Source organism: Alistipes sp. An66 (assembly GCF_002161445.1).
GTDB classification, from domain to species: domain Bacteria; phylum Bacteroidota; class Bacteroidia; order Bacteroidales; family Rikenellaceae; genus Alistipes; species Alistipes cottocaccae.
The window spans coordinates 66,070-79,466 of sequence record NZ_NFHT01000012.1; the positions used below are offsets into that span (position 1 = coordinate 66,070).

10 protein-coding genes and 1 tRNA gene are annotated in these 13,397 nt (G+C 40.6%); 10 read left to right on the forward strand and 1 reads right to left on the reverse strand.

What is annotated here, in order from left to right; genetic code table 11:
- Positions 1–42 precede the first annotated feature (42 nt).
- Positions 43–133: transfer RNA gene (locus B5G16_RS09080), tRNA-Ser, on the forward strand.
- Positions 134–503: 370 nt separating this feature from the next.
- Here the strand turns inward: B5G16_RS09080 and B5G16_RS09085 are convergent.
- Entirely contained in the window at positions 504–953 is a 450-nt protein-coding gene (locus B5G16_RS09085; protein WP_087263423.1) for a hypothetical protein, read from the reverse strand.
- 476 nt (positions 954–1,429) lie between these two features.
- On the opposite strand from B5G16_RS09085, the gene B5G16_RS09090 reads away from it, so the two are divergent.
- From B5G16_RS09090 to B5G16_RS09130, 9 genes are all read left to right on the forward strand, one after another.
- Positions 1,430–2,668: a nucleotide sugar dehydrogenase gene (locus tag B5G16_RS09090; protein ID WP_087263424.1), complete on the forward strand. Its 1,239-nt coding sequence runs from the start codon at positions 1,430–1,432 to the stop codon at positions 2,666–2,668.
- Between the two features lie 903 nt (positions 2,669–3,571).
- Entirely contained in the window at positions 3,572–4,726 is a 1,155-nt protein-coding gene (locus B5G16_RS09095) for an MraY family glycosyltransferase (RefSeq protein WP_087263425.1), read from the forward strand.
- A 98-nt stretch (positions 4,727–4,824) separates the two neighbouring features.
- A complete protein-coding gene (locus tag B5G16_RS09100; RefSeq protein WP_087263426.1) occupies positions 4,825–6,375 on the forward strand; it encodes a lipopolysaccharide biosynthesis protein in 1,551 nt (516 codons plus the stop codon).
- A 128-nt stretch (positions 6,376–6,503) separates the two neighbouring features.
- Entirely contained in the window at positions 6,504–7,667 is a 1,164-nt protein-coding gene (locus B5G16_RS09105; RefSeq protein ID WP_143260858.1) for a glycosyltransferase, read from the forward strand.
- A complete protein-coding gene (locus B5G16_RS09110; RefSeq protein ID WP_087263428.1) occupies positions 7,667–8,779 on the forward strand; it encodes a polysaccharide pyruvyl transferase family protein in 1,113 nt (370 codons plus the stop codon). The genes B5G16_RS09105 and B5G16_RS09110 overlap by 1 nt, the downstream gene beginning before the upstream one ends.
- Positions 8,779–9,936, forward strand: coding sequence for a Coenzyme F420 hydrogenase/dehydrogenase, beta subunit C-terminal domain (locus tag B5G16_RS09115; protein WP_087263429.1), 1,158 nt, complete (start codon positions 8,779–8,781; stop codon positions 9,934–9,936). The genes B5G16_RS09110 and B5G16_RS09115 overlap by 1 nt, the downstream gene beginning before the upstream one ends.
- Positions 9,912–10,937, forward strand: coding sequence for an acyltransferase family protein (locus B5G16_RS09120; RefSeq protein WP_087263430.1), 1,026 nt, complete (start codon positions 9,912–9,914; stop codon positions 10,935–10,937). Before B5G16_RS09115 ends, B5G16_RS09120 begins: the two co-directional genes overlap by 25 nt.
- 16 nt (positions 10,938–10,953) lie before the next feature.
- Entirely contained in the window at positions 10,954–12,120 is a 1,167-nt protein-coding gene (wecB, locus tag B5G16_RS09125) for a non-hydrolyzing UDP-N-acetylglucosamine 2-epimerase (protein ID WP_087263450.1), read from the forward strand.
- On the forward strand, positions 12,117–13,340 hold the full coding sequence (locus B5G16_RS09130; protein ID WP_087263431.1) for a glycosyltransferase: 1,224 nt from the start codon (positions 12,117–12,119) through the stop codon (positions 13,338–13,340). Before wecB ends, B5G16_RS09130 begins: the two co-directional genes overlap by 4 nt.
- The last annotated feature ends 57 nt before the right edge of the window (positions 13,341–13,397 follow it).

A 13,397-nucleotide genomic window follows, 5' to 3' on the forward strand; every position in this document is an offset into this window, starting at 1 on the left:
TTGCAGAATCGGGAAATATTGTCTATTTTTGCCCTGTATTTCGGAAAGATGCAGGAGTGGTTGAACTGGCCCGCCTGGAAAGCGAGTAAACCTCAAAAGGGTTTCAGGGGTTCGAATCCCCTTCTTTCCGCCAAACGCCGCAGTCGCGGGATGACAAACGACGGATCTTCGGATCCGTCGTTTTCGTTGTTTTCCGGAGATCCTTCGAAATGAATTTCGAGCCCCTCCGAAAAACACCTTCCGGCAGAGTGCCGTTGTCATCCCTTGCGGCATATTTGGCCGGGTTCTCACGGGCCGGGGGTTGCGGGGTTACAAGCGTTTATTTCCAGTGGTAACCCCGCGAGGGCTTCGCCCTTCGAATCCCCTTCTTTCCGCCAAACGCCGCAGTCGCGGGATGGCAAACGACGGATCTTCGGATCCGTCGTTTTCGTTGTTTTCCGGAGATCCTTCGAAATGAATTTCGAGCCCCTCCGAAAAACACCTTCCGGCAGAGTGCCGGAAAGTTATGGGTATTGTGCCTGTCGCGATGCTGTCGGGGGGACCGGGTCTTGCCCGTATCCATGTTCTTGTTCGCAAAAGCTGGCCGACGGATAACGCGTCCCGACTCTTGCCCCCTCCTTCGTGCGAAGCACTTCGAGCAACTCTTCCGCAATCTCCGGCAGACTGCCTGATGCGCTGCCTTTGCGCAGCCGGATCCGCTCGCAGGCTATGCGGAGCGGTTCGAGCAAGGCGACCGCTGCAATGATGTAGGACGGAAGTTTGAGACCGCTGATCTCATATTTCAACTGGTTCAGATAATTCAGAAACGTGTCGTAGGTCGTTCCCAACAGGTAGCGGCCGTACAGTTCGAAAATCCGCTTGCAGTTGCGGTGGGAGTTCTCTCGCTCGAAGTAAAATAGTTTGAGCTCCCGGGCCAGCAGAATACGCCATTTCAAATGATTCGGAACATACATGATCGTCTATTTTGATGGGTTTTCGTTCGTTGCTCCCGGCCTCCCGACATGGATCCTGTCTCTGCGAAGGACGCTCCGTTCCCGATTGGCTTGTCGTGGGCCGATGTCGCTGCCGTGTGCTGCAAAAGTGCCGATTCCTGACGGCTGCGCCAACCGGAACCCCAACCGTTAAGGTTGAAATCATATATTTTATTCATAAAATACATATTTTATATTGCAAATATAGAAAAATATCCGGAATGATCTTGAATGCAATCAATTTTGGACTTTTCGGAACACGGTATGGCAATGGTGGCCGGACGACCCGATCAATTGATGCTCCGTGATATGCAACGAAAGAACAAAAGTATTATATTTACAACCTGATTGAAAGTACTCCGAACGGAGTACGCTGCAAAAGGGATATTGACTGCGCTGTTTCTTATAGGGTGCCCGGATTCCCGCAGATTACGATTAATATTTAAAGTCAAATAGTTATGAAGATTGCAGTGGCCGGTACGGGTTATGTCGGTTTGAGCATTGCGACGTTGTTGAGCCAGCATCATGAAGTCATTGCCGTGGATATTGTTCCGGAGAAGGTCGACAAAATAAATAACCGCATCTCTCCGATTGTGGATAAGGAGATTGAGGAGTACTTGAAAACCAAACCGTTGAAATTGCGGGCGACGCTCGATGCCGAAAGCGCCTATCGGGTTGCCGACTTCGTCGTGATCGCCGCACCGACGAATTATGATCCGGTGAAGAACTTCTTCGATACGTCCAGCGTGGAGGCCGTCATCGAAATTGTCAAGCGGGTCAACCCGAAAGCGATCATGGTGATTAAAAGTACGATCCCCGTCGGCTATACCGAGAGCATTCGGAAGAAGATGGAAACGGACAATATCATTTTTTCTCCCGAATTTCTGCGCGAGAGCCGGGCGTTGTACGACAACCTCTATCCGAGCCGGATCATCGTCGGAACGGATATGAACGACCCCCGGTTGGTGGAGGCGGCCCATACCTTTGCCGCCTTGTTGCGGGAGGGGGCGATAAAAAAGGAGATTGATACGCTCTTCATGGGGATGACCGAGGCGGAGGCCGTCAAGCTCTTTGCCAATACCTATCTGGCGTTGCGTGTCAGCTTCTTCAACGAACTGGATACCTATGCCGAGATGAAGGGGTTGGATACGCAATCCATCATTCAGGGGGTAAGTCTGGATCCCCGGATCGGGAACCATTACAACAACCCGTCGTTCGGTTATGGAGGCTACTGCCTGCCGAAGGATACGAAGCAGCTGCTGGCCAATTACAAGGATGTGCCGGAGAATCTGATCGAGGCGATTGTCGAAAGCAATCGTACGCGGAAGGATTTCATCGCGGACCGGATCCTGCACAAGGCCGGTTATTACGACTATTACAGCCGGGGAGATTTCGCTCCGGGGCAGGAACAGCCGTGTGTGATCGGCGTATATCGGTTGACGATGAAGTCCAACAGCGACAATTTCCGGCAATCGTCCATTCAGGGGATCATGAAACGGATCAAGGCAAAGGGCGCCGTTGTGATCATTTACGAGCCGACGCTGGAAAGCGGCACCACATTCTTCGGTTCGCGGGTGGTCAATGATTGGGATGAGTTCAAAACGTTGTCGCAGGTCATCGTTGCCAATCGTTATGATCCGTGTCTGGACGAGGTGAAGGAGAAGGTCTACACCCGGGATATTTTCAAGAGAGACTGATTCCCCGATGGGAATCCGTTCGCCCGGAACGGTTCGGAAAATAAGTCTCCGAACGAAGTGTTTGGAGAGGTGTCTGCAACTCTTTCAGATATGGAAAGGGAGTGTCTGCCCGATTCCTCGTCAATTGTGTTGTGGCAGACTTGTTCCGCCGCAGGCCTTGATCCCCTGTGCAGCGATTTTTATCACAGGACGGGGTGTTGCAGATAGGCCTCTCGTCGTTTCGGCGGCTCCGGTTGCCGACTGTCCGGTCGGTCGTGTATCCTGCGGCGTGTGGCTCCGTGTGGCTCTGCGGTGGTGTGGTTAGGAAGCTCCCGGAGGTAGCGAAAATCGTCGGATCGGGGCTTGATTGTGTCGGAATCGGGTCTGTTTCTGCTCCTTCCCGACTCCCCGGAACAGGAACAGGGTGTGTCGTCGCGTGATGTCCTTAATATTCCGATTACTAAACAGATAAGTTCAGGTAAAATAGCGGTGAAACGGATGATTTGTCGCCGGAATTTTTTTGTTGTGCGCTTCCTTTTATGTACCTTTGCACTCGTAACGTGTGATTTCTGACGTGAAGACGGACAAATAGGCGGGTTTCGATCCGCAGAGGTGCAGGAAATCCGAAGAGTGAGAAATTTCAGGAATCGTCTTGGCTGAAATCTAATTATTTGTTTGTCAGCGTATTATGATTGCGTAATGACAAGGCTTGATATTGCCTTCAAGTGAAAAATTCAGATGTTCGCTGTCTTCGAATCGCTCCCGATTTGTTAATACGCAGGCTCTCTTTTCAAACCGCCGGATGCAGATGGTTGCTGTCCTCTCTCGGAGGGGTGGTTTGCGGGCTGATACGGTGTGTGGTTAACGAACCTCTTTTGGCGTAAGATCGAGACAGAAGTTTAATCGGAGAATTTCCCGCTTTCCATGTTGTACATTGCTGCCTTTTTGATCTCCTTGTTGAGTGTTTGCTGGATTCATCCGCGTCTGGTGCGGATCGCTTTGGATAAGAATATCGTCGATAATCCCAATGCGCGGAAACTGCAACGCAAACCGGTACCCGTACTGGGAGGTATCGCCGTCTTTTTCGGTTCGGTCATCGGACTGGGGTGTGCCAGCCTGGTCTGCAACTGCTCTGAACTGTTCATCGTCGTTGTGGCGATGATGATCATGCTCTATACCGGCACGCTGGATGATATTCTCGATCTTTCGCCGGGATTGCGTTTCCTGGTTGAGATTTTCACGGTGCTGCTGTTGGTCTACGTCGGAGGGTACAGTCTAAATGACTTCCACGGGTTGTGGGGTATTCATCAGATCCCACAATATCTGGCCGTGCCGCTGACGGTCGTGGCTGCCGTTGGAATTATCAACGGCATCAATCTGATCGACGGTGTGGATGGCCTTTCGTCGGGCTATTGCATCTTGACGAGTCTCTTCTTCGGCGGGATGTTCTGGGGTGTCGGAGATCGGGTGATGGCCATGTTGGCCGTGGTGGCGGCAGGGTCGCTGATTCCGTTCTTTTTCCACAATCTCTTCGGCAAGAGTTCGAAGATGTTCATCGGGGATGGCGGAACGCTCGTCATGGGTATTGTGATTTCGGTGTTCGTCATGCGGACGTTGACGCACGGCACTTTCTGCGAAATCTACGATCCGAAGAATGTCGGGTTGATTCCCTTCATGCTGGCTGTCTTGGCGGTACCGGTCTTCGATACGCTTCGCGTGATGACGACGCGCATCCTGAAACACAGATCCCCGTTCCATCCCGACAAGACGCACCTGCACCACATGTTTATCCGTCTGGGTTGCTCGCATGCCGCCACGACGCTGGCCATTCTGCTGCTCAATCTGTTTGTCGTCCTGTGTGGATGGCTCAGCTACCTGGCCGGATGCTCGGTTGACATGCAGTTGTACGTGGTGGTCCTGGCGGCGCTTCTGATTACCGTGGGGCTCTACAACTTCATGGAGTGGCACATCCGCCACAAGACGAAATTCATCCGCCTGCTCCGTCGGATCGGCTATCGCACGCATCTCAATCGTACGGGTATCTTCTTCTGGCTCCAGAAGAAGATGGACAGGATGTAGAATTGAAACTTTTCAAGATAAACTCTTTTCATTAAATAGTTAGTCAGCTCATTTGCTCCTTCGGGAATTGTGCTGGATTTTGTTTACTTTTTTAGTCTGTGGAACAGCAAGTAGTTCATGAGTCCCGTGTAAAAAAGTCGTTGCTGAATGCCCGTGTCAATTTGATCTTCTACTTTCTGACGTTGGCATTGAGTTTCTTCTCCCGGAAGATTTTTCTGGATACGCTGGGCGCCGATTTTGTGGGTTTGACGGGAACGTTGCAGAATCTTCTCGGATTCTTGAATCTGGCAGAGTTGGGCATCGGTAGTGCGATTGGTTATGTCCTTTACAAACCGCTATTTGACCATGACGAGTCGAAGATCAACGAGATCATATCCGTCTTCGGATATTTGTATCGGTGGATTGGATTTATCATTCTGGGGGCAGGGTTGATCCTTGCATGTTTCCTTCCTCTGATTTTCCCCGATACGAAATTTGAAATGGGCATTATCTTCTTCGCCTATTTCTCATTTCTTACTTCGTCGTTGATCGGCTATTTCGCCAATTACAAGCAGACATTGCTCGGAGCCGACCAGCGAAATTATGTGGTAACAGCCTATTTCCAGACAGCAACGATTATTAAGACCTTGATTCAGATGGCAAGTGCCTATTATATGGGTAGCTACTATCTGTGGGTCGTTATCGAGTTGGTTTTTGGAATTATCTACTCCTTTATCCTTAATTGGAAAATCAATCAGGTTTATCCCTGGTTAAGGAGTGAGGTCCGTTTGGGAAAACAGTTATTCAAGAAGTATCCCGAGGTGATGAAATACACCAAACAGTTGTTTGTTCATAAAATCGGAGGTTTTGCGCAGTTTCAGTTAACACCAATTTTAACATATACTTTTATTTCTTTACAATTGGTTGCATATTACGGGAATTATACCATAATAACAGATAAGTTAAATTTATTTGTTTTAAATTTTCTGAATAGTACTGGAGCAGGAGTGGGGAATTTGATAGCAGAGGGGAATCAAAATAAAATACAAAGAGTATATTGGGAATTAATAGCTATTAGATTCTTAATAGGAGGTATTATTGTGTTTGCTGTAAGTCAATTATTGCCAGCATTTATTTCCTTATGGTTAGGGCCTGAATATATCCTATCTAATACTGTTTTATATTTACTATTAATAATCTTTCTTATCAATATAGTACGAGGAGTAACAGAGCAATTTTTATTTGGGTTTGGTTTATTTTATGATGTATGGGCGCCATTTGTGGAGGCTGTAATATTTGTAATCGTCGCTATAATTTGTGGACATTTTTGGGGCTTGAAAGGAATTTTGTTAGGAAATATTTCTAGTTTGATGATAATAATATTATTATGGAAACCGTATTTTCTTTTTACAAAGGGTTTCAAGATTCCTGTGTATCGATACTGGATTAACTGGTTAAAATATTTACTAATATTGATATTTTCGTTGGGATTGAGTGCACTCGTAACGAAATATATTGCTATTGATCCATTTAAAGGTTGGAGTGAATGGATCTTATATGCATGTGTTGTCACTATAGTGGTTACTGTGATTGAATTATGCCTTTTATTTCTATTTTCACAAGGGATGAGAGATTGTTTGAATAGGATATTAAAAAAATGGACCTCATGAGTGTTATATTCTAATTTATATCGCTAGGGTTGTATTATTTTGATTTTTAATGATTTATATTTTGTGATAGTGATCCTAAATCTGGTTTAGTTTGATTGGGGATTTTTACTGATTACCTATTGTTAGATATGAATATTTTAATTACGTCAACTACTCCTTTTCATCCATATAGAGGTGGTGTTGGTCGTGTGACAGATTCTTTGACAAGAGAATTTATAAAACTGGGGTACTCTGTGTATTATATACACCTTAGTTGGTATATGGAGGATCGAAAAGAATTTGCATATCCTGCTCCCGTAACTATATTGCCGACCCAAAATATTCATGATCCTCAAAATATAAGATTTTATCATGATTTTTTATTGTCACATAAGATTGATATTATTATCAATCAAGATGGACTATTTGAAAGTTCTCATCTTTTCTTAAATACTGGAGATATTCCAATAAAGAAGATATCAGTTATTCATAATAATCCAGTCCTTAATTATAATAATCTATGGATAGATATATGCCGATTAAAAAATCAAAGTGTACTTGAAAAGATTAAAAGAATTATAAGATGTAGTCTATTTTTTAGGATTAAACGACAAATGAAGTCTCGTTTAAGATCTCATTATTGCTATATTGAGAGTAATTCGGACAAGATCGTTTTATTGTCTACTGAATTTCTACATTCAATGGAGTTTCTTAAATTAAAATGTCCTAATAAGGTTTGTTGTATTCCTAATCCTAACACATATAGCAATATCAAATATAAAGGTTCTCTCGGCAAGGAAGTTATCTATGTTGGTAGGCTCTCTGTAGTAAAGCGAATAGATCGCATTTTATGGGTGTGGAATAAATTGTATAGAGATTTTCCGGATTGGAAATTATCAATTGTTGGAGATGGTCCTGAATCCACCTCATTAAAAGAAAAAGCAAAGCAATTAGGCTTAGAACGAGTTGACTTTTGTGGATTTCAGGATCCTCGATCTTTTTATGAACGAGCCTCAATTATATGTATGACTTCGATTTATGAAGGATGGGGAATGGTTTTAACAGAGGCAATGCAGTTTGGGTGTATTCCTGTAGTGTATAATAGTTTTGAATCTGTTGTTGATATTGTCAAACCGGGTGTTACAGGAGAATTAGTCACACCATTCAATCAGAAAGAGTTTGAAAGTAAGATGCGGAGATTAATGTCCGATTCATCATATTTAAATCAATTGTCAGCGAATGCATTTCAATATGTGAAGAAGTATGATGTATCTAATATTATTAATCAATGGATAAAATTGTTTAATGAATAATGAGGATATTGATTGTTACAATGCATCGAGGCAATAACTATGGCTCTGCATTACAAGTATATGCTTTATCTGAAACACTGAAGGCATTAGGGCATAATCCTATTGTCCTTGACTATATTCCATCAAGAATAAATTTTAAATTGGGAGTCAAGCTTGCATTAAAATCCTTATGTAGAATAGGCCCCATTCGTGAGAAATATGATGCTTTAAGGGGGCTCATGATTCTAATCTCTTCCAAGCTCCTTTATGATTCATTTTTTAGAAAAAATATAAATCTAACAAAGCCCTATTATTCAATTGATGCTTTAAAAAAGGATTGCCCTCAAGTTGATATTTATATGACGGGAAGCGATCAGGTTTGGAACAGTTTTCATAATAGGGGAATTGAATATACCTTTTATTTGGATTTTGTTCCAGATAAAGCGACAAAAATTGCGTATGCTGCAAGTTTTGGTAAAGAATGTTTAGATGAATGGGAAATTCCTGAGACTAAAAGATTATTGGAGAGATATCAGGCAATATCTGTGAGGGAAAGTTCTGCTGTCAATATTCTTGGGAAAATGGGTATTCCGGGAGTTGTTGTTCTTGATCCAACATTTTTATTATCAAAAGACGAGTGGCTAAGACGACTTCCTCTACTTAAAGTAAAAGAAAAATATCTTTTGATTTATTCGGTGGAGCCCAACAAAAATGACCTTATTGCATATTCAAGATTAATTGCGGATAAGTTGGGCCTGAAGATTTATTTGGTAGAGTGGGGTTTGAGAAAATATAGTGGTGTAGATAAGATGTTTTCTCTTTTGAGCCCATTAAAGTTGTTATCCTATTTTTACAATGCATCCTTTGTAGTTGCAAGTTCTTTTCATGGAACGGCATTATCAATCAATATGAATAAACAATTTGTGTCAATTGCTCCGTCTAAATTTAATACACGGGTGAAAAGTTTACTTAATCTGGTGAAATTAGATCAACGGTATTTTGATAAAGATACTTTTCAGATTGAGACTGCTTTAATGCCTATTGATTATACAAGGGTTAATGCGATCCTATTAGAACAGCGATATGATTCTATATCATTTCTAAAAACCGCAATAAACAGCAAAAAGGGATAATGAAAGAAATCTGTACTTATGAGAAGTGTACAGGGTGTACCGCTTGTGCGAATATATGTCCTAAATCATGTATTCGCATGGAGCCGGATCAATATGGTTTTTTGCGGCCTGTTATTAACCCTGTGGCATGCATCGATTGTGGGTTGTGTGTGAAAGTGTGTCCTAATAATGGGATTATCGAAAAAAAATATCCGCGAGTAGCCTATGCTGCGTGGAGTCTAGATGACAAAGATCGAGAAACAAGTACATCCGGAGGTGTATCGTCTGTTTTATCTTCATTGGTCGTTAACAATGGAGGGGTGGTTTATGGCGCTGCTTTTCAGAATGGATGTGTAGAACATATTCGGGTTTCACAGCCTCGGGAGCTACATAAGCTAAAAGGTTCAAAATATGTCCAGAGTAATTTAACCAATGTTTATACTTTGGTTGTTCAAGATTTATTGGAGGGAAGGAGTGTGTTATTTTGGGGAACTCCATGTCAAACAATGGGCTTGAAGTCTTTTATCAACAATAAGAGAATAAAAGAGCTTGGGGATATAATATATGGGGATATAATTTGTCATGGGGTACCTTCTCAAAAAATTCTGAATGATCACATAAAGAGTGTAATCGGAGCAAAAGGGAAAGAATCATATAGTCTTTCGTTTAGAGATAGAGATGGTTACTTTCTTACCATAAGGCATAATGATAAGCTATTTTATAGAAAAGGGTTCCCTCAAGATAAATATTTAAATGGATTTCAATATGGATTATTCCATCGTGAATGTTGTTTTGAATGTCAATATGCCTCAGGTGAAAGAATCTCGGATGTAACGATTGGAGATTTTTGGGGATTGGGAGAAACAACTTATCCCAAAAAGAAGGTTTCTGTAGTTTTATGTAATACAGCCAAAGGCGTAAAATTAATAGATTCTGTTCGTGATAAATTATTTTTAGAGGAAAGGTCAATTCAAGAAGCGATACAAGGTAATTCACAATTGCAACACCCCTCTAGGAAACATGAGTTTTATAATTTTTTCCATTGGGCGTATCCAAATCTTGGGTACAGGATGGCTGTTAATTGTTCTCTGCTAAAATTTTATTTGAAGTATTTTATTTTTAGGACATTATATCGAAATAGAAGATTCCAAGTATGGTACAACAAGAAACGCGCGTAAACGAACGTTTATTGGATATTTCTCTATTACGCGTGATATCAATAGTCGCGGTTGTAGCATTCCATGTATATGGAATGATGTATGCCGATCATTTCCCAAAATCAAAAGATTTGTATCATCAAATATATTGGACATGGAATCAATGCGGGCTAATTAATATTGCGATGCCGATGTTTGTTTTCATATCAGGGTATTTATTCGCATTTTTGATGAGGAAAGGGAAATATCCGACTTTTGGCATCTTATTAAAAATTAAAATTAAAAGGTTATTACTACCATATTTTGCCTTTGGTCTTATAATGATGGCAACAACGGGGAATTTTCATCCTTTAGATTTGTTAAAGGGAGACTATTGGCATTTATGGTTCTTACCAATGCTTTTGGGGTGTTTTGTTATTAGTTATGGAATTCTTGGATGGTTACAAAAGAATCTAGATGTTTTTATATCTATTCTTGTAATAACATTTATACTTCGTCTTTCTCCTTTGTTGCAGATTGTACCTAAAATATTCGGGGTACATAATATATTAGGATGGTATTGTTGGTTTTTATTAGGATGCTTTGTCCAAACTAATAGTTATTATATTGTAAATTTTTTGCAAAAATATAAGTTGTATATGCTTTTGTTTATTATATACCTTATTGTAACAATTTTGAAGCCAACGCCCTATGGTGTATATACCTGGTATTTGTTGGTAGCACAAGTGTCAATTATGTTAGTTATCTGGTATTTCTTTCATACATTGAAGAAGGACTATTTTAATCACCTTGCACCGCTAATCTCGTTTGGTAAATATAGTTTTGGTATTTATATCTTTCATAATTGGATTGCTCTTTATTTGATTTCAAGGACTGCTCAAAAAATATTCCCTTTATCTGATTGGGCTATGCACCATACGGTTCTTTTCCCATTTAGTTTGTTTGTGATTACTTTGTTCTTATCATGGGGGATCTCATGGCTGTTTTTAAAGAATAAAATAGGGCGAATCTTAATTGGGTAAATTTATTTTATATTTTATGAAAACAATATTACTTGTATTCGGAACGAGGCCTGAAGCTATTAAGATGGCTCCGTTAGTTAAAAAGTTTCAACAATATCCTGATGATTTTAAGCCTATCGTTTGTGTAACAGGACAACACCGAGAAATGCTTGATCAAGTTCTTGAAATTTTTGATATACACCCCAATTATGATCTCAATATTATGAAACAGGGTCAGGATCTTTATGATGTTACAGCTCGTGTCCTTTTGGGTATGAGAGATGTTTTAGATAAGGCTAATCCTGATATTGTTCTTGTACATGGTGATACTACTACTTCTATGGCTGCAGCATTAGCTGCATATTATAAGCAAATTCCTGTTGGACATGTTGAGGCAGGTCTTCGTACGTACAATATTTATTCACCATGGCCCGAAGAGATTAATAGGCAATTGACAGGTCGTATTGCAACATATAATTTTGCTCCAACACCATTAAGTAAAGAGCATCTGTTGAGGGAAGAAGTATCTGAAGAAAAAATTATTGTGACGGGAAATACAGTAATAGATGCTTTATATAATGTTGTTGAGAAAATTAAAAATGACGCAGCGTTGGATGCTCATCTTAAACGGAAATTGTGCGAGGCTGGATACGATATTAATCGTTTAAATACGAACAAGAAGCTAGTACTTATAACGGGGCATCGGAGAGAAAATTTTGGTGATGGTTTTATTCGCATTTGTTCTGCTATTAAAAAACTAACCCAAAAGTATCCCAATGTGGATTTTGTATATCCCATGCACTTAAATCCCAATGTTCGTAATCCTATACATAAAGTTTTTGGTGAGGATTTGACGCATTTGGACAATATGTTCTTTATTGAGCCTTTAGAGTATTTAAGTTTCGTATACTTAATGGAAAAATCTTCTATTGTATTGACTGATAGCGGAGGAATACAGGAGGAGGCCCCTGGTTTAGGGAAGCCGGTTTTAGTTATGCGTGATACAACCGAACGGCCTGAAGCTTTAGCTGCCGGCACTGTTAAACTAGTTGGAACTGATTATGATAAGATTATACTTGAAACATCGTTACTTCTTGAGGATAACGATTATTATATTAAAATGAGTAAAGCTGTGAATCCTTATGGCGACGGTAAAGCTTGTGAGAGAATAGTGCATTTTTTATCTAAAACAGATCTGCTATGAGATTATTGATGATTACTCCAGGTTATCTTCCATATCTTTTTTCTGAATGTTTATGCTGTGCTAAACTTGTTTGGGCTTTAAAAGAATCTGGTATTGTAGTAGATGTAATTTCTAAAATAGATGAAGGCCCAATATATGATAATCAATGGCATGCTCCTTGGGATCAACTTCGCTCCAATACATACTTAATTCAATATGGAGGTTCGCGCATTGATCGACTTTGTGATATAATTTATTCAAGCCTTAAAATGGGGTGTGTTTCCCCTGGAATCAGGTGGGTGAGAAGGGCATATGAGCAGGCTCAAAAACTTATGTCTCAGAATTCTTATGATGCTGTTTTAACGCGATCTCCTAATGATTTGGCTCATTTCGTTGGTTATAAGTTGAAAAAAGATACAGGGATTAAATGGATTGCAAACTGGAATGACCCTGCTGAGGCAATTTGGCCGGAACCTTACACTCATCACGATTCTCGTTATAAGCAGAATCGGGCTCTTAAATATGCTCGAAAGATGCTTCAATTTGCAGATTATATCACATTCCCTTCAGATACACTTAAGTCCCATTTTATTTCATACTTTCCTGAATTGTCTTCTCTAAAAACAGAAGTAATTCCGCATATAGGATTGGTAGAATCTGTTTTTAAGAGAGTGGAAAGAGATACGCTCAAAAATAAGTTTTACTTATGCCATTCTGGAAACCTTTCTAAAGAGCGGGATCCGGAATTAACGTTTCAAGCCTTAAGAGATATTATCAATCAGGGATTCTCGAGATTTGAGTTTCACATTATGGGCCATATTAATGATTATACTCAGCAATTAATCCAGAAATATGATTTAACTGAATACGTGAAATGTATAGGAGGATATCCATATCTTACAGCTATTGATAAATTGCAACAATATGATGTGTTAGTCCTTTTAGAAGCAAAACTCGAAAAAGGAATCTTTTTTGCGAGTAAGATAGTTGATTATGCACAAACAGGCTTACCTATTCTTGCTATTTCCCCAACAGATGGTTTTGCAAATAATATGATAAAAACTTACGGCGGTGGTATTCTGGCAGATAATACAGATGTTCAATCAATTGAAACCTCGATTATTCAATTGATTGATTTGTGGGAGAATGGAGATTTATCTACAATCTCATCAAATAAAATGTATGAGCAATTTGCGCCAAGACGTGTGGTAAATCAATATATTGAAATGATCAATAAATAGATAATATCCATATATAAATATTGCGATCTTAGGTTCATACTTTCTTATTTAAGCTTT

Bases quoted from the DNA above. Each gene is read 5' to 3' on its own strand.
- B5G16_RS09085 (WP_087263423.1), bottom strand. From the start codon at position 953: ATGTATGTTCCGAATCATTTGAAATGGCGTATTCTGCTGGCCCGGGAG.
- B5G16_RS09090 (WP_087263424.1), top strand. From the start codon at position 1,430: ATGAAGATTGCAGTGGCCGGTACGGGTTATGTCGGTTTGAGCATTGCG.
- B5G16_RS09095 (WP_087263425.1), top strand. From the start codon at position 3,572: ATGTTGTACATTGCTGCCTTTTTGATCTCCTTGTTGAGTGTTTGCTGG.
- B5G16_RS09105 (WP_143260858.1), top strand. From the start codon at position 6,504: ATGAATATTTTAATTACGTCAACTACTCCTTTTCATCCATATAGAGGT.
- B5G16_RS09110 (WP_087263428.1), top strand. From the start codon at position 7,667: ATGAGGATATTGATTGTTACAATGCATCGAGGCAATAACTATGGCTCT.
- B5G16_RS09115 (WP_087263429.1), top strand. From the start codon at position 8,779: ATGAAAGAAATCTGTACTTATGAGAAGTGTACAGGGTGTACCGCTTGT.
- B5G16_RS09120 (WP_087263430.1), top strand. From the start codon at position 9,912: ATGGTACAACAAGAAACGCGCGTAAACGAACGTTTATTGGATATTTCT.
- wecB (WP_087263450.1), top strand. From the start codon at position 10,954: ATGAAAACAATATTACTTGTATTCGGAACGAGGCCTGAAGCTATTAAG.
- B5G16_RS09130 (WP_087263431.1), top strand. From the start codon at position 12,117: ATGAGATTATTGATGATTACTCCAGGTTATCTTCCATATCTTTTTTCT.